Source organism: Acetoanaerobium noterae, assembly GCF_900168025.1.
Taxonomy (GTDB): domain Bacteria; phylum Bacillota; class Clostridia; order Peptostreptococcales; family Filifactoraceae; genus Acetoanaerobium; species Acetoanaerobium noterae.
This window is the reverse complement of sequence record NZ_FUYN01000003.1, coordinates 102,001-120,503: the sequence shown is the minus strand read 5'-3', so window position 1 is coordinate 120,503 and position 18,503 is coordinate 102,001. Positions and strand designations below refer to the sequence as shown.

21 protein-coding genes are annotated in these 18,503 nt (G+C 33.3%); 15 read left to right on the top strand and 6 right to left on the bottom strand.

Annotated features, from left to right (window positions below):
- The first annotated feature begins 6 nt into the window (after nucleotides 1-6).
- From B5X47_RS06820 to B5X47_RS06805, 4 genes are all read left to right on the top strand, one after another.
- Nucleotides 7-546 (top strand): excisionase family DNA-binding protein, encoded by a 540-nt coding sequence (locus B5X47_RS06820; RefSeq protein WP_231853143.1) that lies wholly within the window; start codon nucleotides 7-9, stop codon nucleotides 544-546.
- A gap of 21 nt (nucleotides 547-567) precedes the next feature.
- Nucleotides 568-1,158, top strand: coding sequence for a molybdenum cofactor guanylyltransferase (gene mobA / locus B5X47_RS06815; RefSeq protein ID WP_079589430.1), 591 nt, complete (start codon nucleotides 568-570; stop codon nucleotides 1,156-1,158).
- Between the two features lie 140 nt (nucleotides 1,159-1,298).
- Nucleotides 1,299-1,826, top strand: a complete 528-nt coding sequence (thiT, locus tag B5X47_RS06810; RefSeq protein WP_013361060.1) for an energy-coupled thiamine transporter ThiT — start codon at nucleotides 1,299-1,301, stop codon at nucleotides 1,824-1,826.
- Between the two features lie 107 nt (nucleotides 1,827-1,933).
- Nucleotides 1,934-2,440, top strand: coding sequence for an SEC-C metal-binding domain-containing protein (locus B5X47_RS06805; RefSeq protein WP_013361061.1), 507 nt, complete (start codon nucleotides 1,934-1,936; stop codon nucleotides 2,438-2,440).
- A 63-nt stretch (nucleotides 2,441-2,503) separates the two neighbouring features.
- Here the strand turns inward: B5X47_RS06805 and hydF are convergent, their stop codons facing one another.
- The 5 genes from hydF to B5X47_RS06780 form a co-directional block, all read right to left on the bottom strand.
- Entirely contained in the window at nucleotides 2,504-3,700 is a 1,197-nt protein-coding gene (gene hydF, locus B5X47_RS06800) for a [FeFe] hydrogenase H-cluster maturation GTPase HydF (RefSeq protein ID WP_079589429.1), read from the bottom strand.
- 10 nt (nucleotides 3,701-3,710) lie between these two features.
- Nucleotides 3,711-5,084: a [FeFe] hydrogenase H-cluster radical SAM maturase HydG gene (hydG, locus tag B5X47_RS06795; RefSeq protein ID WP_079589428.1), complete on the bottom strand. Its 1,374-nt coding sequence runs from the start codon at nucleotides 5,082-5,084 to the stop codon at nucleotides 3,711-3,713.
- Nucleotides 5,084-6,130: a [FeFe] hydrogenase H-cluster radical SAM maturase HydE gene (gene hydE, locus B5X47_RS06790; protein ID WP_079589720.1), complete on the bottom strand. Its 1,047-nt coding sequence runs from the start codon at nucleotides 6,128-6,130 to the stop codon at nucleotides 5,084-5,086. Before hydE ends, hydG begins: the two co-directional genes overlap by 1 nt.
- Nucleotides 6,130-6,390 carry a TM1266 family iron-only hydrogenase system putative regulator gene (locus tag B5X47_RS06785; protein WP_013361066.1) on the bottom strand — a complete coding sequence of 87 codons (261 nt, stop codon included), beginning with the start codon at nucleotides 6,388-6,390 and terminating at the stop codon, nucleotides 6,130-6,132. Before B5X47_RS06785 ends, hydE begins: the two co-directional genes overlap by 1 nt.
- A gap of 428 nt (nucleotides 6,391-6,818) precedes the next feature.
- Nucleotides 6,819-7,049 (bottom strand): glutaredoxin family protein, encoded by a 231-nt coding sequence (locus B5X47_RS06780; RefSeq protein ID WP_013361067.1) that lies wholly within the window; start codon nucleotides 7,047-7,049, stop codon nucleotides 6,819-6,821.
- A 174-nt stretch (nucleotides 7,050-7,223) separates the two neighbouring features.
- Between B5X47_RS06780 and B5X47_RS06775 the strand changes: the two genes are divergently transcribed.
- From B5X47_RS06775 to nagB, 4 genes are read left to right on the top strand one after another with little or no spacing between them, the layout of a single operon-like run.
- Nucleotides 7,224-8,138, top strand: coding sequence for an AAA family ATPase (locus B5X47_RS06775; protein WP_079589427.1), 915 nt, complete (start codon nucleotides 7,224-7,226; stop codon nucleotides 8,136-8,138).
- A 1-nt stretch (nucleotide 8,139) separates the two neighbouring features.
- Nucleotides 8,140-9,321: a DUF58 domain-containing protein gene (locus B5X47_RS06770; protein WP_079589426.1), complete on the top strand. Its 1,182-nt coding sequence runs from the start codon at nucleotides 8,140-8,142 to the stop codon at nucleotides 9,319-9,321.
- Entirely contained in the window at nucleotides 9,311-11,476 is a 2,166-nt protein-coding gene (locus B5X47_RS06765) for a transglutaminase domain-containing protein (RefSeq protein WP_159446423.1), read from the top strand. Before B5X47_RS06770 ends, B5X47_RS06765 begins: the two co-directional genes overlap by 11 nt.
- A gap of 57 nt (nucleotides 11,477-11,533) precedes the next feature.
- Entirely contained in the window at nucleotides 11,534-12,280 is a 747-nt protein-coding gene (gene nagB, locus B5X47_RS06760) for a glucosamine-6-phosphate deaminase (RefSeq protein WP_079589424.1), read from the top strand.
- Here nagB and B5X47_RS06755 read toward each other — a convergent pair.
- Entirely contained in the window at nucleotides 12,255-12,851 is a 597-nt protein-coding gene (locus B5X47_RS06755; protein ID WP_159446422.1) for a class I SAM-dependent methyltransferase, read from the bottom strand. The genes nagB and B5X47_RS06755 overlap by 26 nt on opposite strands.
- A 218-nt stretch (nucleotides 12,852-13,069) precedes the next feature.
- Here B5X47_RS06755 and B5X47_RS06750 point away from each other — a divergent pair, with 218 nt between their 5' ends.
- The 7 genes from B5X47_RS06750 to B5X47_RS06720 all read left to right on the top strand — a co-directional run bounded on the left by B5X47_RS06750 (nucleotide 13,070) and on the right by B5X47_RS06720 (nucleotide 18,494).
- A complete protein-coding gene (locus tag B5X47_RS06750; RefSeq protein WP_079589422.1) occupies nucleotides 13,070-14,407 on the top strand; it encodes an HD domain-containing protein in 1,338 nt (445 codons plus the stop codon).
- Nucleotides 14,408-14,531: 124 nt separating this feature from the next.
- On the top strand, nucleotides 14,532-15,578 hold the full coding sequence (locus B5X47_RS06745) for a type II secretion system F family protein (protein ID WP_079589421.1): 1,047 nt from the start codon (nucleotides 14,532-14,534) through the stop codon (nucleotides 15,576-15,578).
- A gap of 14 nt (nucleotides 15,579-15,592) precedes the next feature.
- Nucleotides 15,593-15,910, top strand: a complete 318-nt coding sequence (locus tag B5X47_RS06740; protein ID WP_079589420.1) for a hypothetical protein — start codon at nucleotides 15,593-15,595, stop codon at nucleotides 15,908-15,910.
- A gap of 8 nt (nucleotides 15,911-15,918) precedes the next feature.
- The gene (locus B5X47_RS06735; RefSeq protein WP_159446421.1) at nucleotides 15,919-16,422 is read left to right on the top strand and encodes a DUF4860 domain-containing protein; all 504 of its coding nucleotides are present in this window, start codon (nucleotides 15,919-15,921) and stop codon (nucleotides 16,420-16,422) included.
- Between the two features lie 12 nt (nucleotides 16,423-16,434).
- Nucleotides 16,435-16,932 carry a prepilin-type N-terminal cleavage/methylation domain-containing protein gene (locus B5X47_RS06730; RefSeq protein WP_159446420.1) on the top strand — a complete coding sequence of 166 codons (498 nt, stop codon included), beginning with the start codon at nucleotides 16,435-16,437 and terminating at the stop codon, nucleotides 16,930-16,932.
- Entirely contained in the window at nucleotides 16,925-17,446 is a 522-nt protein-coding gene (locus B5X47_RS06725; RefSeq protein ID WP_079589417.1) for a hypothetical protein, read from the top strand. Before B5X47_RS06730 ends, B5X47_RS06725 begins: the two co-directional genes overlap by 8 nt.
- On the top strand, nucleotides 17,439-18,494 hold the full coding sequence (locus B5X47_RS06720) for a type IV pilus twitching motility protein PilT (RefSeq protein WP_079589416.1): 1,056 nt from the start codon (nucleotides 17,439-17,441) through the stop codon (nucleotides 18,492-18,494). The genes B5X47_RS06725 and B5X47_RS06720 overlap by 8 nt, the downstream gene beginning before the upstream one ends.
- Nucleotides 18,495-18,503: the final 9 nt, after the last annotated feature.

Sequence of the window (18,503 nt, the reverse complement as noted above, 5' to 3'; positions counted from 1 at the left end):
TTATAAATGAAAAGTGGTGACTATATGAATATAGACAATTTATATTCTCCAGAAGAAGCAGGGCAGATATTAAAAATATCTAAATATACTATTTATGAGATGATAAAAAGAGGAGAACTCACTGCTCATCAAGTAGGAAGACATATAAGGATATCGGATTCTCAGCTAAAAGCATATTTATCTCAGTTAAAAGGCTCCCAAAATATTTTTTCGGGGACAGTTATTCATAAGGATGATGAAATTTTTGTTGATATTGGGCAGGTTTTAATTAGAGTAAACACAACTTTATCTGGAGATGTAAAAATATCAGTGGATCCAGATGATATAATATTAAGCAAGCAAGATGTCATTTGCAGTGCAAGAAATATTCACAAAGGAAAAGTTATAGATATAAAAGAGGACGATATGAATATGAGAATTACACTTGATATAGGAGCACCTATAAAAGCTGTAATAACGAAAACATCATATAAAGAGATGAACATAAATATTGGGGATGAACTTTTTACTATATTTAAAGCTTTATCAGTTAAAGCCTTTAAATAGATTTACAAAGGGAGAGTTTCTATGAGAGATTTTGGTAGTGCAGTTGTACTTGCTGGGGGAAAATCTAGTCGCATGGGATTCGACAAGAGCACCATGGTATTGCAGAACAAAAAATTAATTGAGAGCACAATAAAAAAGCTAGATAGTTTATTTGATGACATAATTATATCAGTAGATAGCATAGAAAAAAAATCAGAATTCAATCATGATAAAATAGCTGTTGATAAAGTAAAGGGTGTTGGACCACTAGGAGGAATGATTTCGGCTCTTGAAATGGCTCAAAGCGATAAACTTTTTGTTATACCTTGTGATATGCCAGTTATAGACACAAAATATATAAGCTTTATGATGAAATATATGGATGATAATGAAATTATCTTGTCAGAAAAAAATGGATATTTTGAGCCTTTTCCTGGGTTTTACTCCAAAAGCTTGATTCCAAGAATAGAGGAACTTATAAACCAAAATAGACGCTCAATTAGGGCTATATTTGAATGCTCAAGAACCAAAGTAATTTCAGAATCTGAGTGGAAGAAGCTTGGATTTAGCGAAGAAATATTTACGAATCTCAATACTACCCAGGATGTAGAAAAATATTTAAGCTATAAATGATTAAAACTGATATAAATATTGTATAATTACAATGATAGAAAAAATAAATTTTTTAGTGTAAGTATAAAAAGGTTTTTAGGTTAATTAAAAATCTTTGCTTGATTAAAGTATAAAAAATTTAAATTATTGAGGAGGAAAAAATGGAAAAAATGTCGACCAGAATGATGGTAGAGGCAGGAATAATGATTGCTCTTGCCCAAATCTTAAGCTATGTAAAGATATTTGAGGCTCCTTATGGAGGTTCAGTTACTGCAGGAAGTATGGTACCCATAATAATATTTTCGCTTAGATGGGGATTTAAAAATGGTTTATTAACAGGGCTTGCTTATGGAGCTCTTCAATTTATACTAGGTCCAAAATACAGCTATCATATAGTATCTTTATTATTTGATTATTTTATAGCATTTTCAGTTTTAGGCTTTGCTGGTCTTTTTAACAACACTAGAGCAGGTAGCCTAGTAGGAAGTGGATTTGGTGTATTTTTAAGATTTGTGTGCCATGTTATATCAGGGGTAGTGGTGTTTGGAGCATATGCTCCTGAAACTATGAATCCAGTTTGGTATTCTATAGTATACAATGCAGGCTATTTATTACCAGAAATGGCAATATCCCTATTTATAGTAGGAATTTTATATGCACCACTTAAAAAGGCTTCACCTGTTAGCTAATTAAGGGTTTTATTATGGCTTTTTATGCTATATAATATAAAAATGAGCAATTTAGAATTGCTGATTATTTCTTAGAATATATGGTATATGAAAGGATGAATATCAAAATGGCTCTTTATGAAGCATGGAAAAAAGAGGCTTACGAACCAAAGTCTGAGGCTGAATACGAAAGCTTTTGGCAGGAATATCTACCAAAAGAACAAAAAATATATGAGTATCTGCTTTCTAATAAAGATGAAAAGGTTTCAGGTAAGTTAAAGGATTTAGCAGAAAGATTCGAAATCGATACTAAAACCTTTGTTGGTTTTATGGATGGAATAAACACTAGCTTAGTATCTGAGTATGACGTTGAAAATCTAGAAGAAGATAGTGAAATAACTCTAGATGTGGATATGGAAAAACTGTATTTCAATATGCATGATGCAAAGGCTGACTGGCTATACACATTACCACAGTGGGAAGAGCTTCTTACTAAGGAAAAAAGAGAAGAAATAGAAAAAGAATACAAAAAGAGTAAGACTATAGTAAAAGGTGATAGAATAGGAAGAAATGATCCTTGTACTTGTGGCAGCGGAAAAAAATACAAAAAATGCTGCGGAAAAGATGAAAATTAATAATTAAATACACAATCAAAAAAGTCCTCTATGAGCTTATTAAAAGACATAGAGGATTTTTTACTAGAGTTCGTTTTTAAAGGGTTTCATAGACCGCTCCAGAATCCTAGCGCCCCAAGCAAGAAGTACTCCATAATTTGTTACAGGAACAGCTACTTGATTTAAAAGATTAAGTCTATTATTCATCTGTTTTTTAGTCATCATACAGCCACCACAGTGGACTACCAAATCGTAATTCGATACATCCTGTGGATATTCATTACCTTGGAAAAATTCAAATCTAAGTGATTCCCCAAGATTTCTTTTTAGGAGAGCAGGAATTTTATATCTTCCTATATCTTCATGAGAGGTATTGTGTGTGCATATTTCAGCCATCAATATCCTAGCATCAGGAGGAAGGCTTTCTATTACCTTTATCCCATCATAGAAGGTTTTTAAATCGCCTTTTTGTCTCGCAAATAATATAGAAAAGCTAGTTAAAGGTATTTCTTCAGGTACTATTTTAGATACCTCTTGAAAGGCCTGTGAATCTGTAACTACTAAATCAACCTTATCTAGTCTTTCTAGGGTATCAGATAGCTCGGTATCTCTGACTACGTGGCAGATTATACCATGGTCTAGTGCATCTCTTATCAGCTGAACCTGAGGCAAGATGATTCTTCCTTTTGGAGCTTCTGAATCTATAGGAACAACCAAGACAACGTGACTGCCATAAGGTAGTAGGTCCCCAATTATGGTTTCCTCTTCCATTTTTTTTGAAAGCTTATTAATCAGAGCTTTTTTAAAATCAAGTACGTCTTCTCTTTTAGAAGTAGATAAGAAGAAAGCTTCTGGATAAGTTTCTTGTATTTGCTTTTTAGTTTTTTCATCAGCTGAATCTAGCTTGTTAATAACTATCATATATGAAACAGAAAATCTTTTAAATTCTCGCAAAAGCTCTGACTCAAACTCTTTATCTATATCATTTATATCGTGGACAATGAGAGCAAAGTCTATCTGAGTGAACATTTCCTTAGCTCTATTTTTTCTAAGCTCTCCTAGCACTCCTACATCATCTAGACCAGCAGTATCTATAAATAATACTGGACCATAAGGAAGAAGCTCCATAGCTTTTTTTACAGGGTCAGTAGTGGTACCACCAATATCTGAAACTAGTGATACCTTTTGCTCAGTTATTGCATTTAATAACGAAGATTTTCCTGCATTTCTTTTTCCAAATATCCCTATATGGGTTCTGTTTCCAGAAGGTGTAGTATTCATTTTCAGCCTCCTATAGGAATAAATCTCTTTCGCCAGTTTCTATTAATCCAAGATTTTTTATTAATAGAGCTTTTACTTTCTCATTTTCTAGCTTTTCTGCTTCTTTGTAAATTAGCTCTTTAGCAGAAGATTTAAGCTCGCTATCTCCAAAATCCTCTACATATTCCATAAGAGTCATTAGAGCATTTGGACTACATACATTGTGGATGTTTCCTGATTTGGCAAGCTGCATAAATCTATCCCCAGTACGACCTGATCTATAGCATGCTGTACAGTAGCTAGGTACGAAGCCTTGAGCTAAAAGAGACTTGACAACCTCTAGTGGAGAACGGTGGTCAGACACATCAAACTGCTCTACAGATCTTCCGTCTTCTCTTTCCTTGTATCCACCTACACCAGTTGATGAGCCAGCGCTTACTTGAGAAATACCGTAGTGTATAGCTTCTCTTCTAAGCTCCACAGATTCTCTTGTGCTAAGTATCATACCTGTAAATGGCACAGCAAGTCTAATTACAGCTATAAGGCGCTTAAAGGTTTCATCATCAAGGATATGAGGGAACATATCTAAATCCATACCTTCTGCTTTTTTAAGTCTAGGAACAGATATAGTATGAAAACCAACTCCATATTTTTGCTCTAGATGTGCGTTGTGCATCATAAGGCCAAGTACTTCGAATTTATAATCATATAGCCCAAATAAAACCCCTGCGCCTACATCATCTATTCCTGCTTCCATAGCTCTGTCAAAAGCAGTAAGATGGTATTCATAGTTGCCTTTTAAGCAATCTGTGTGCATTACCTCATAGGTAGGACGATGATAAGTTTCTTGGAATAAGATATAAGTTCCGATATCTCTATCTTTAAGTTTTTTGTAATTTTCAACTGTTGTAGCTGCGACATTTACATTTATACGTCTGATATTTCCATCATTTGTTTTTACAGAGTAGATTGTGTCAATAGCCTCTAGAACGTAATCCAAAGGACAGTTATTAGGGTCTTCTCCTGCTTCAAGAGCAATTCTTTTATGACCCATTTGCTCCAATATCTTTACTTCCTGTATGATTTCTTCTTGTGACAGTTTCTTTCTGTCAAACTGATTACAGGCTTGATAGCCGCAGTATTTACATGAATTTACGCAGTAATTAGAAATATATAAAGGAGCAAACATTACAACTCTATTGCCATAAATTTTATTTTTGATTTCTCCAGCAGCTTTAAAAAGAGCTTTTGTTACTTCTTCGTCGTCATTTTGAAGTATAGCCGCTATCTCATCATAAGTAAGACCTTGAAGCTTAGAACCTTTATCTATAATGTCTAGTAAAGCTTCTTTAGGTACATTTTTATTTTTTTCTAGAGTTTCGTATATCAATTGTTCATTTATCATTATTTTCTCCTCCAATTTTTATAATCACCGCGCGCCATATCAATATAAAACCCTGCATCTAAGCATTCCTTTTTTAATTGCTCAAGTGCCTCGTAGCTTTCGGTATCAGTTATTTTCTTTCCATCATAGAGCTGGTAGCTCTTTTTATAATCATAAGGGGTAAGATTTGGCATTACTACATTTGCACCAACTCTAAATCCCTTGTATCTATTTTCAGCTTTCAAAGTTGCAAGTGAAGTCGTAGATGGTATAAGCGAAGTAGGAAGCATAAGCCTAAGTATTGCAATTAATGTATAGGTAAGTTCAGCGCTTCCAGCAGATTCATCTCTAAGAGGCGTGTTTTTATGAGGGATAAATGGCCCTATACCTATCATGTGAGGATTAAGCTCCTTTATAAATAAGAGGTCATTTGCTATATCCTCAATTTCTTGACCAGGGACACCTACCATGAAACCTGTACCTACCTGAAATCCTATGTCTTTTAAATCAAAAAGCGATTTAATTCTATTTTCATAAGACATTTTTGGATGGAGCTTTTCATATAGTTTTTTATTAATAGTTTCATGTCTGATTAGGAAACGATCTGCTCCTGCATCGTAAAGCTTTTGATAGCTCTCTTTTGAACGCTCACCGATAGAGAGGGTTACAGCAGCCTCAGGAAACTGAGTTTTAATGCTGGAAATAATAGCTGCAAACTTATCATCTGTAAATGAAGTATCTTCTCCACCTTGCATTACAAATGTTCTAAAGCCTAAGCTATATCCGATTTCTGCAGTTTTTATTACTTCCTCTGGGGTCATGTGATAACGGGTTAATTCCTTATTATGTATAGAGATTCCGCAATAGGTACAATCGTTTTTGCAGTAGTTGGAAAATTCTATTAAGCCTCTCACATACACGCTGTTTTTGTAATGCTCGTAGCGCACGCTATAGGCTTTTTCATAAAGATACTCCCTTTCTTCATCATTTATATGAAGAAGAAGGTTTATAAGATTGGCTTTTGAAAGGGTTTGCTCCTGATAGAGCTCATTGATTAAATCACGCATCAAGCGGTTATTTCCTTCTTTGATATGGATGTTTTGACTACAACAGAAGGAATATTGCCAAGTTTTCCAGTAAGACTGTTTATCTCGTCTAGACTACCTACAACAGTTATAGATATAACTGATATATTGTCTTCTGGAAAGGGAATGCCCATTCTGCCTTTTACTATGCCTTTAAACTCAGATAGGACATGGTTGAATCTTTCTTGACTAATATCAGGTGATTCTAAAACTGCTCCTATCACAGCTATTTTTTGAGACATAATATACCTCCTTCACTAGTTATTGAATCTGCAAACAAAAAAACCTATGGAAGGATCCATAGGTTGAATATGCCTATTTGCCCGATCCTTGAAGATTAGAATTCTCTTTTCTATCAGGATGTTCATTTCAAAAGCACTCTTAATAAAAGGCTCACCTCTTAGAAAAAGCGAAGAATAATTTATTGATAAATTTTTAATGAATTATTCTAAATACAGAGTATCAGCAGAGCGCTAAAAAGTCAATAAAATTGTTAAATTATTAACTCCAAATATTTACAATCAAATTTATGAAAATCTGTCTTAAGATTTAAAATATGAGAGGAATTAATAATCATAAGAAGAGTAACTGATAAGCTATAAAATATGAGAGGTTCTAAGTTCTAAATATAAAAAAGTGACTGCAGATTTAGCTACAGTCACTTTTTTTGTTAGATTTCTAGTAATTCATTTATTCTTTCTTTGTCAAAACCTACAACTACTTCATCTTCTATAAAAATCGCAGGAACACCCATGATTTTCTTTTGGATTAAAGTTTTTCTAGCTTCTGGATCTTCACTTACATTTTTTTCAGTATAAGGTATATTATTTTCATTGAAATAATCTTTTGCTGCATGACAGTAAGAACAAGATGAACTAGTATAAATTGTCACATTTTTCATTTTTGTAAACCCTCCCTTCGATGTTAAGTCGATACAATATCAAATATACCCGAATTATTTAAAGAAAAACATAAAAAAATAAACTTAGTATTCAAAATGCTATATAATATAATTAAAATATAAAGTTAGAAAAATATGAAAATTATGTGATTTTAAATAGATGGGAGATATGTCATGATAGCACAGCTTATAAAAAATGTCGAACAGGTAGTAATAGGTAAAAATGAAATCATTGAAAAAATAATAATAGCGCTTTTATGCAAGGGACATGTACTACTTGAGGATGTTCCAGGGGTTGGAAAAACTACCCTTGTGAGAGCACTTGCCCAGTCTATGGACCTTAGCTTTAGCAGAATTCAGTTCACGCCAGATTTACTTCCTGCAGATTTGCTAGGGATTTCAGTTTTTAATCCTAAGGATGCTCAGTTTCATTTTCAAAAAGGGCCACTTCATTCACAGCTGGTTCTTGCAGATGAAATAAATAGAACCTCTCCAAAAACTCAATCTAGCTTGCTTGAGGTAATGCAAGAGCAACAGATAACAGTGGATAACAAAACCTATAAGCTAGAGGATCCATTTATGGTTATAGCAACTCAAAATCCAATAGAGCATGAAGGGACATTTCCACTGCCAGAGTCACAGCTAGACAGATTTTTTATGAAGCTATCCATGGGATATCCTGATGAACAAGAGGAACTGAAGCTGCTTGAGCTAAATATCAGTGCAAAAACCTTGCCAGTTATTGTAGATATACAGTCTATAATGGAATCTAGAAAAAAAGCTGAAGCTATTTTTGTTTCAGAATCTATTAAGCGATATATTGTAAGGCTAACTAGAGCAACGAGAAAGCATGAGCTAGTTGACTTAGGAGCTAGCCCAAGAGCAACAATTGCTTTATATAATGCCAGTAAAGCTCTTGCTTATCTAAGAGGAAGAGCCTATGTGATTCCGGAAGATGTAAAGGAGCTATTTATTGATATAGTTTCGCATAGGATATTTATATCTCCTCAGGCAAAGTATCAAGGTAAAAGCGAAAAGCTAATCTTAAAGGAGATTATGGATTCAACAGCGGTGCCTTTGGAGGTTTAGGATGGTTAATATAGCATCATATAAATTCTATTTCATAGGAGGAGTGATTATTGCACTCACTATAGTAGTAGGGGGCGATATTCCAAACTTTGTATTTAAGGTGTGGGTATTAGCGCTTTTATTTTCTTTACTTACACTTATTTATTACGTTAATAAGCTCGCATATAGATTTGAAATAGAAAGCACAGAGATTTTTGCAGGACAAAGAGTGAGGATAAGATATAAGCTAGCTAATTTAGGTAGCTTTATTCCAGCGAACAATATAACTTTTTCAAATACAAGTGATGAAAAGCTAAGACAGTCAGAGTTTTGCGAAAAAATATATATACCAGCCAACGACTATTATGAAATAAAAAGAGATTTGCATCCAAAGCGTAGAGGCTTTTACAAGATAGGGAAAGTAAAGGTAATAGCCAAGGATGCACTAGGACTTTTTTATGTTGAGAAGTTCTTTGAGCAAAAGGATATCTTGACTGTATATCCGAATCTAATAGAGCTAAAAGAATTTGATATTCCACCTTCAGACTATTTCGGAGAGCAAACCATAGCCTCTCTTATTAGTGAAGACTACACTAGTATAAAGCGAATTAGAAAATATACACAGGGAGACCCGTTGAAGAAAATAAATCAGAGACTTACTGCAAAACTGGGAGAGCCTTATGTAAATGAGTATGATTCCTCTTCAAAACCCAAGCTAATACTTCTTGCAGATGCGTATACTCATTCATATGACAATGACGAGTATTCGATAATTGAAGATACCTTAGTAGATACAGTAGCATCTATTAGCCATTATGCCCTTATGAATAAGATAGAGGTTTTATATATAGACTCAACAAACAAGCACCCGTATTTCAATGCTAGAGACATGAGTAGCTTTATGCCCTTACTAAAACGATTGGCTGGCTTCGAGCCTGAAGGAAGCCTTCCACTAGAAAAATTTCTACTAGATGAAGCTATAAGTCTATCTTTTAACAGCAGCATAGTGCTTTTAACACCATCCTTAGATTTAAATAAATGCAGAATTATCACTACCCTTAAAAAAAGAGGATTTGATATCATGCCTATTGTTTTTGAAGCTTCAGATGCGCAAGAGGAGCTTAAAAGAAATCTTAGAAAAGACAATATCATGCCAGTTACTATAAGGCCAAAATATAAAAAGGTTGATGACGATGAAAATTAAAACCTCCCAAACATATAAAGTCTTTGCACTGTATTTTATTAGTTTGGCTATTTACAGCATGCTTCTTTCAGTTGTAGGAATACAGCAAGGACTATCGACAAGCATGTTTCTTGTGGCTTGTTTTAATTTTATTTGTGTTCTTATATATAAATCTAATAAACTTAGAACTATTATGTACTCGATTATTCCAAAGCTTACACTAGCTCAGCTAGAAATAGGATTTTATTCAGTTTTATTTCTTTTTATTAGCTTAATTACAGAAAAAGAGATAAATGGATATTTTACTTGGATTTCAGATATGTTTGCTAGTGGAACTTATATAACTATCGAAAGATATGAAAGCTTTTCTAAATTCATACTGATAGCTATAGTTTGCATTTTTGTCATGCTTCTAATTAAAAAAAGACTTGGCTTTGTGACTATTTTATTTTATGTATTTTTTATTTTATCTTGGCATTTTTATGTGCCAGGGGCCTATTTATATTCCATTATCTATACAATGGGAAGCCTTGCTTTTTTTGTAGATAAAGCTAGCTTTGAGCCTGATGATAATGTAAACGAAGTGAGGCTTAATTTTTATGGACCTATTATAGGGATTGCTCTAAGTATTCTTGCTCTCATTATTCCATTAAAACTGCCTGTAGTTTATTTAGATGATTTTGCACAGGAAATGACATCGAGATTTCCGATTTTAGAGTCTATGAGAGAAACTGTTGAGGATGCTATAGGTGGAAGCTCTTTTAGATTCTCAGACTTGCCATATCAGCCAAATACAAAGAAATTAGGTGGAAGCGTTGAGCTCTCGGATGGGATTGCACTCAAAGTCAAAGCCAAGGAGCCTTTGTACTTAAGAGGAAGTGTAAAGCATGTATACACAGGATATTCATGGGAATTAAAAGAGCCCTTATATTATAAAATGCAGGATAATAAACTCAAGCTAGAGCCTGAATCCCTAGGCTATATTCCTGAAAAAATAGAAATCTATCCTGAAAATTTAAAAACTAGAACAATTTTTAATCCATATTTTACTTATGAAGTCGCTAATATAGAGGATACTGAACTGATATATACTATGGATTTGGAAATAATGAGAAATAATGGTCAAAAAAATCAAACAAAGCCCTATGAAGTTGGTTATTTTTCTGTTGATTATTTAGGTGAAAGAGAGTATTCAGATGAAGAACTAGAGATGCTTAAGCCATATCAAAGCCTACCTAGCTCAGTAACAGATAGGACAGTAGCTTTAGCAGAGAAGATAACAAGTGAGCAAGAGGGTGTATATAAAAAGCTATTAGCACTAGAGGATTATTTAAAAAACAACTATCCTTATACTTTAACCACCTCAGAGCTTCCAGAAAATAGGGATTTTGTGGATTATTTTCTTTTTGAGGAGAAAAAAGGATACTGCACTTATTTTTCGTCAGCTATGGCAGTTATGGCAAGAAGTATAGGAATTGCTACTAGATACGTAGAGGGCTTTCGAATGGATGAGGAATTGGATGAAGCTGGACTTTATATAGTCAGAGAAGATAGAGCTCATGCCTGGGTAGAGGCTTATATTCCTGGAACTGGATGGCTGTCATTTGAACCTACAGGTAGTCTTACTCAAGAAGAAATAGATCAAAGAAATAGGCTTAATGAATCCGGAAATACAGATGAATATGAGGATGAATCTGATCCTTTAGGTCAGGATAATGAAACTGAATCCAGAAACAACCAAGAAGATGCAGGGTTTGAGTATGATGACTCAGAGGTGATAGCTTCAAATGAGCCAGTGAAAATAAGCTCAAAGCTAATTGCACTTTTAATAGGAGGAGCTTTATTAGTAAGTATGATTTTTAGAAAAAGGCTTTTTGAAGAATATAGACATTTTAGGATTAAGAAGGAAAAGGGTATGGAGGGGTTTAAAAAGAGATATTTTGAAATAATTCGTATTGCAAAATTAATGGATGAAGCCGAGATTAAGGGTACTCCAAAAGAAATTATGAATATCTTGAATAATAAATTCAGTTTTAGCGAGCATAATCTTGGAGAGCTAGTTAATGAAGCTTTTTACTCAGGAAATATTATAAAGCAGTCACAGCTTGACATCATGGATGAGGCTTATGAAAGTATATTTAGGGTATATATCAAACACAAGAATACTGACAATTAAAAGAGCTTCAACTGCTAGTAAACTCTAGGAGATTTATTGTGATGAGGAGGGAATAGCATGAGAGTCATTCAAGTGGAAAATTATGAAAAAATGAGTAAGCTTGCAGCAAAAATAATTTCTTCCCAAATAATTCTAAACCCTAAAATAAAAATAGGTCTAGCTACTGGATCTACCCCAGTAGGTCTATATGAGGAGCTGATAAAGCTCTATAAGGAAAAAGAAGTATCCTTTTCCGAGGTTTTAACCTTTAACCTAGATGAATACTATCCTTTAAAAAACAGCCATAAAAGTAGCTATCATGTATTTATGGAGGAGCGTTTATTTAAACATATTGACATAAAAATAAGCAATACTCATATTCCAAATGGAGAAGCCGAGAATCCTTTCGAGGAGGCTTTACGTTATGAAAAATCTATAGAAGCTGTAGGAGGAATAGACCTTCAGTTACTTGGAATAGGTGTAAATGGTCATATTGGATTTAACGAGCCTAGTGACTACTTCGAAAAGGAAACTCATCTTGTAGATTTAAGTAAAGCTACTTTAAATTCAAATGCAAAATATTTTGATGATAGAAACTCTATGCCTACAAAGGCTATCAGTGTAGGCATAGGAACAATCATGAAGAGCAAGAAAATTTTACTGCTAGCAAGTGGAGCTAGTAAGTCGGAAATTGTAGAGAGGATGATTTATGGAAAAGTAAGTCCAAAGGTTCCTGCCTCTATTTTGCAATTTCATAACGATATAATTGTAATAGTAGATAATGAAGCTAGTAAAGGACTTAAGCTTCACGATAAAAACGCATAAATAAATCCTCGTTTTTTGTAAATTTTACTCCGTAATAGCTTTCATTTATATCTATATATTCTATGAAGTGGAGTTCATCATCCTTTAATCTGGTTATGAGCTCTTCTTTTGGTATGAAATAGTCATCAGAAGCTTTTAAGCCTAGGTCAGCTTCTGTTTTTTCTGTTTCAAGTATCCATAATTCACCGTCTTCTTTTAATAATCTTTTTATTTCTTTAACAAATTGTTTTACGTTTGGTATTTTTTTTAATATATGAAACATGAAAATAACATCAGCAGAGCCATCAGGCAGTGCAGTTGTGTAGTTATGAGATCTAATAAATTTTGCATCAGAGGATTCTGGCCTTGTTCTAAGTAGTTCGTTGATTGTGTTGATGCTTAAATCAACTCCTATTACATTGGTGAAGAACTTTTCTGAGGTAAAAGTAAAGTAACCATCATTGCAACCAAAATCAATAAAAGTACCTTTGTAAGTTCTTTTGTTCATAAATTTTAAAATTACATCCTCAGCTGGTGGCAGATAAGCTTTAGCTTCCTTTGAACTATTATTATTATTTTTGTTGGTATCCATGGGAATCATCCTTTCGACGCCAATATAAAATCAATTAAATTTACAGCTAAATGATTATAATACATGAAAAAAATGGTAATATTATTGTGAAATCTATTCTTAGTAGTTTGTAGATAACATTATTAATTCTTTTAAGCTATATACCTATTTTTTCCTGTTTTACACCAATTTTTTTAAGATTTATATTTAATTTTTCTAATATAGAAAGGACTAGGTCTATGAAAGCTACAAAAATTATCAGGGATGTCATTCATTCAGATATTGTTTTTGACCAAAGATTTATGAAGATAATTGACACTAAGGAATTTCAAAGACTTAACAGAATAAAACAGCTCAGCTGCGAATATATGGTATTTCCAACAGCTACGCATACACGAATGGCTCACAGCCTAGGAACCTATTATGTAATGGGAAAGCTGATTGAACATTTTAGCGCACTGCTCTTAGAAATGGGCTACGAAGTAAAAAATGAGGATAAGGATTTGGCTTTATGCGCTGCCTTACTTCACGATATAGGACATGGGCCATTTTCTCACACCTTTGAAAAAATCTTTATGATGAAATCGCATGAGGACTGGGCAGTTAGCATATTAAAAAGCACTGAAACTGAAATAAATAGTGTTATACTGAAGGAGTTTGGAGAAGATTTTTTGATAAGGCTTACAGAAATTATATCCAAAGCATATAAGCATCAAGATGAAAATGGAATATTTTTTATTATCTCCACTCTTGTTAGCTCTCAAGTAGATGCAGACAGGATGGATTATTTATTAAGAGATGCTTACTTTACAAGTGTAACCACTGGAAACTATGATTTTAAAAGACTTATAAGAGCTTTTGGAGTTGAAAAAAATTCTAAGGGCGAGCTTATAATTTTTATACATCAAAAATTTATAGCAACCTTAGAAGAATATATATTAGCAAGATACTACATGCACAAAGAAGTATATCAGCATTCAGTAAAGCGTCAAATGGAAGGGATATTGCAAAAAATATTTGAAAGAGCTAAGCAGCTTTATATTTCTGACAATAAGATAGAAATAGCTAGTATCATAGAAAAACTATTCAGAAATGAAAAGCTCTCAGTTGAGGATTACTTAAAGCTGGATGATACAACCTTGCTATATCACGTATCGCTATGGCAGGAGAACAAGGATGAAATCCTATCTAGGCTGTGCAAATCCTTTATTGAAAGAAAGAAGTTCAAAAAGTACACTTTTTCTCAAGATAGCCATATACAAATAATTAGATTTAAAGAAAAGATTAATGAGCTTTTACTTGAAAATAATAAGCCTCCAATTGAAGATTATTCCAAAGAGTATTTTTATATAGAAGACGATAGAGATTTAAAGCTATATGTAAATACTAAGGAGAATATTTGGATAAAAAGAAAAGATAATAAGCTTCTGGATTTATCTGAGGTTTCTATCATTATTAACGAAAGCAGTATATCAAATAAAAGCGAATGCACCAAAAGAGTATATATAAGTCCTGAAATTTTTAATCTAAGGTTTGGACTTGAAGTTGATTTGATTGAAAAGCTTGGTACGTGGTAAAAATAAAATAAGTATGTTTACAAATATTATGACAATGATTTTAGCTCTTATTATTGTGAAATAAGCTAAGTATTTTTATATAAGGAGAAGCTGGTTTTTCTCTATTAGATAAGGTGGGTGGGTTATGCAAAAGGAAAAAATGTTAAGTGCTAGTGATTTATCTTTATTCTGTTATCAACTATCTCTAATATTTAAGTCTGGCATTCCGATTTTAGATGGAATGGAAATTTTTGCAAAGGATATGATGGATCCTAGGCTAAAAGAAGTAGCTCAGGATATGCAACAGCAGTTAGCCCAAGGCTATAGTCTTCATAGTGTTATAGAAAAATACAAATTCTTTCCAGTTTATTTGACAAGCATGGTTAAGATAGCAGAGCAAACTGGAAATCTGCAAGATGAGCTTGAGAGACTGTCCGATTATTATGAGCAGACAGATAGACTCAATAACAAGATAAAAAGTGCAGTAACTTATCCTCTGATACTGCTTGTATTGATGGCTGGGGTAATACTTTTTCTAGTTCTAAAGGTACTTCCTATGTTCCATGAGATACTTCTATCTTTGGGGGGGGACATTCCAGTAAGCACCAAAATAATGATTGATTTAGCTAATATTTTGAAGACATATGCTTTAGCTATTATTGGGGTTTTAATCGTTGCAATAGCCTTACTTCTATATTATTTTAAATCTCAAAAAAATATTGAATCAGGGGATAAGATTTTATTTAAATTGCCATGGATTAATGCCACCTATAAAAAAATTATATCTGCAAGACTAGCAAATGCCATGACTATGATGTTAAAAGCAGGCTCTTCATTTGATGAAGCTCTAGATATGTCAAAAAAATCAGTGGGAAACGCTTATGTGGAATCACTGCTAGAAGCTGCGAGACTAAACATTATAAATGGCTCAGACCCAGTGAAAGAGCTAGATAATCTAGGCATTTTCCCTGTATTATTTATGAAAATGCTCAAAATAGGTCACATGACTGGAGAGCTTGAAAGCAGTTTAAGCAAAATATCTGTAATTTATGATAAAGAAGTTGAAAAGTCATTGTCGAAGATAACCACTATGATAGAACCAGCACTGGTGACCATATTATCTCTTATTATTGGAGTAATGTTGTTTACAGTTATGCTTCCTCTAATTAATATCATAGCCGCTATCGGATAAAAGGAGGGGGAGTTATGATTAATGCAGTTAAATCAAAAATCATACCTATACTTTTTTTAACAATAATTCTAGCATATATGTTTTTTAACTTCCAAGGATTAAGCTCATTTTTAGCTAGTTCAGATAGTGATAATATAGAGAGCGTTAGAAAATCTATAGAAAATGCCGCAGTTCAATGCTATGCGCTAGAAGGTCATTATCCTCCAAGTATAGACTATCTTAAAGAAAACTATTCTATAATTACCAATGAGGATGCATATATCTACCATTATGAAGTAGAAGCATCAAACATTATGCCAACTATATTGGTATTTAAAAAATGGAAGGAATAGTGGAACTTATGAAAAAAAATAATAAAGGAGTAAGCAAGGTAGAAGTGATTCTCGTTATGATATTAATCCTGCTTATGGGGCTAGCAGTGTTCACTCTAGTAGTATCCTCTAGTGATACCTATAAAAATGTCATAGATGAAAAAGAAAATTTATCAAATCTAAGAATTGCTGCTTCATATATAGATAATAAAATAAAACAATCTGATGAGCAGTCCTCTATCTATATTAAGGATAATCCTATAAATGGGGAAGCATCTATTGTAATAGTTCAAAGGGTAGATAATGAAAATTATGAAACATGGATATATTTAAACGATAAAATGCTTAAAGAAGCTTATATAAAGCAAGATCAGGAATTTACTGACGATATGAGCTTTGATATAGCTTCTATCGAAGAGTTTGTACCGAGCATTAAAGATGATATTATGGAAATTACAATTTCAGGAAACAAAGCTTCCGATACATTTTCAAAGAGATATTTAAAAATAAACTTGAAATCAAATGAAGGATAGGAGGAGGCTATTTTGAATAAGAAAAATGGATTTACTTTGATTGAAATAATAATATCTATAGGAATAGTCTCTTTTCTAAGTGTATACATCCTTCAGATATTTATAACAGCAAAAAACTTAAACGAAGTCACCTATGATTTAGACAATGCAGTCATTGTAAGCAAATCAGTTATGGAATCCCTATCAGCAGGAGAAAAAATTGGTCCAGATAGTGATGATATAATACTAAAAAATGCAAGGAAGCTTTCCGATGAATTAATATATACAGTAAAACTAGGTGATGATTTCCAACCAGTAGATAGTGATTTTGTGGACTCTTCCTATATTATGAATATCACTTTGGATTTAGTAGATTCATCAGAGCTTAGTAATATGGGTTTATACAACATATCAGTTGATATACAAAGGGAAAAGCCATATTTCTTGAAATCTAGCCAAAATAAAGAAATTTATGCATTAAATGCCTCTAAAGGACTACTACTAGATATAGGGGGCGATACAAGTGATTAAATTTAAAACTAGAACTGGCAGTTCATCGATACTTGTTATACTATTAGTAGTAACTATGGTAGTATTTGGAGTTTTAGCTATGATGTCATCATATTCTGGACTTAAAATGGCTAGAAAAACTGCTCAGTGGACTCAGGATTATTACGAGCTTGAATCAAAGGCTGAAATTATGCTTTACGATATAAAAAATATAGTGCATCAAAGCATTGTAGCATCAAATACCACAAGTCAAGATTATTGGACTAGCTTAAATAGAGCTCTTCAGGAATTAGATAGCTCAGAGGTGACGTTGACCTATGATGCAGATAAAATTATTGTAAAAGGGGATTTTGTAAACTCATCAGGAGATAGATTTCTAGCTTTGCTTACTCTTGAGAATCTAGCTTCAGATACTGATATAGCTATAGAAGAGGATTTGATTGAGATAAATACCTGGAAGCTGATACCAAGAGAGGTTGAGTATGAGGACGCAATAGAATTTAAAGATCTGGAGGTAAACATAGAAAATGATTGAGCTACAATCTCTACTAAAAGAAGCAGTTGACAAAATGGCCTCAGATATATTTATAAGTGTTGGAGTACCACCTACACTTAAGATAAATGGACAATTAATAAAGGCTGATGATGAAAAATTAAATCCAGAAACGGCAAAGAAGATGATAAGCGAACTATTTAAAACAGAGGAAGACTTTCTTGATTTTGTAAAAGCTGGGGAAAAAGATTTTTCTACATCTTTAGCTGGAATTGGAAGGTTTAGAGTAGCTGCATACATCCAAAGAGGCTCTATGGCAGCGGCTATAAGGGTACTGAGGTTTGAATCACTAGACCTTGGGCAGCTTAATATTCCAACAGAAATTCTTGATTTTCACAGTAAGAAAAAAGGTTTGATTTTAGTTACTGGGCCGACTGGCTCTGGAAAATCTACAACATTGTCGGCAATAATAAGCTTAATCAATAAAAAAAGATCATGCCATATTCTTACGCTAGAAGATCCTATTGAGTATCTTCATAAGCATGACAAGAGCATAGTGGATCAAAGAGAAATAGGAATAGATACCAAAAGCTATTCCATGGCATTAAAATCTGCTTTAAGACAAGCACCAGATGTAATTTTAATTGGAGAAATGAGAGATTATGAAACTGTATCTATAGCTCTTACAGCAGCAGAAACAGGACATCTTGTATTATCTACGCTACATACAACTAGTGCAGCAAAAACCATAGACAGAATAATCGATGTGTTCGAACCGTCTCAGCAGCAGCAAATAAGAGTTCAGCTTTCAACGGTTCTTACAGCTGTTGTGACTCAACAGCTTCTTCCATCGATAGACGATAGCAGGATACCTGCATTTGAGGTGATGATAGCAAACCCTAATATTAGAAATCTAATAAGAGAAGCTAAAATACCTCAAATAGACGCAGCGATACAAACTGGAAGAGCTTTTGGTATGATGAGTATGGACATGAGCATAGCAAATCTATATAATGAAGGAAAAATAACTAAGGAAACAGCTTTAGCCTATGCTGTAAATCCTGAGGGGATAACGAAATATTTTAAGTGATAATTAGAG

What these genes read in the sequence shown, in the direction of transcription:
- B5X47_RS06820 (WP_231853143.1), top strand. Translation starts at nt 7, where the DNA reads ATGAAAAGTGGTGACTATATGAATATAGACAATTTATATTCTCCAGAA.
- mobA (WP_079589430.1), top strand. Translation starts at nt 568, where the DNA reads ATGAGAGATTTTGGTAGTGCAGTTGTACTTGCTGGGGGAAAATCTAGT.
- thiT (WP_013361060.1), top strand. Translation starts at nt 1,299, where the DNA reads ATGGAAAAAATGTCGACCAGAATGATGGTAGAGGCAGGAATAATGATT.
- B5X47_RS06805 (WP_013361061.1), top strand. Translation starts at nt 1,934, where the DNA reads ATGGCTCTTTATGAAGCATGGAAAAAAGAGGCTTACGAACCAAAGTCT.
- hydF (WP_079589429.1), bottom strand. Translation starts at nt 3,700, where the DNA reads ATGAATACTACACCTTCTGGAAACAGAACCCATATAGGGATATTTGGA.
- hydG (WP_079589428.1), bottom strand. Translation starts at nt 5,084, where the DNA reads ATGATAAATGAACAATTGATATACGAAACTCTAGAAAAAAATAAAAAT.
- hydE (WP_079589720.1), bottom strand. Translation starts at nt 6,130, where the DNA reads ATGCGTGATTTAATCAATGAGCTCTATCAGGAGCAAACCCTTTCAAAA.
- B5X47_RS06785 (WP_013361066.1), bottom strand. Translation starts at nt 6,390, where the DNA reads ATGTCTCAAAAAATAGCTGTGATAGGAGCAGTTTTAGAATCACCTGAT.
- B5X47_RS06780 (WP_013361067.1), bottom strand. Translation starts at nt 7,049, where the DNA reads ATGAAAAATGTGACAATTTATACTAGTTCATCTTGTTCTTACTGTCAT.
- B5X47_RS06775 (WP_079589427.1), top strand. Translation starts at nt 7,224, where the DNA reads ATGATAGCACAGCTTATAAAAAATGTCGAACAGGTAGTAATAGGTAAA.
- B5X47_RS06770 (WP_079589426.1), top strand. Translation starts at nt 8,140, where the DNA reads ATGGTTAATATAGCATCATATAAATTCTATTTCATAGGAGGAGTGATT.
- B5X47_RS06765 (WP_159446423.1), top strand. Translation starts at nt 9,311, where the DNA reads ATGAAAATTAAAACCTCCCAAACATATAAAGTCTTTGCACTGTATTTT.
- nagB (WP_079589424.1), top strand. Translation starts at nt 11,534, where the DNA reads ATGAGAGTCATTCAAGTGGAAAATTATGAAAAAATGAGTAAGCTTGCA.
- B5X47_RS06755 (WP_159446422.1), bottom strand. Translation starts at nt 12,851, where the DNA reads ATGGATACCAACAAAAATAATAATAATAGTTCAAAGGAAGCTAAAGCT.
- B5X47_RS06750 (WP_079589422.1), top strand. Translation starts at nt 13,070, where the DNA reads ATGAAAGCTACAAAAATTATCAGGGATGTCATTCATTCAGATATTGTT.
- B5X47_RS06745 (WP_079589421.1), top strand. Translation starts at nt 14,532, where the DNA reads ATGCAAAAGGAAAAAATGTTAAGTGCTAGTGATTTATCTTTATTCTGT.
- B5X47_RS06740 (WP_079589420.1), top strand. Translation starts at nt 15,593, where the DNA reads ATGATTAATGCAGTTAAATCAAAAATCATACCTATACTTTTTTTAACA.
- B5X47_RS06735 (WP_159446421.1), top strand. Translation starts at nt 15,919, where the DNA reads ATGAAAAAAAATAATAAAGGAGTAAGCAAGGTAGAAGTGATTCTCGTT.
- B5X47_RS06720 (WP_079589416.1), top strand. Translation starts at nt 17,439, where the DNA reads ATGATTGAGCTACAATCTCTACTAAAAGAAGCAGTTGACAAAATGGCC.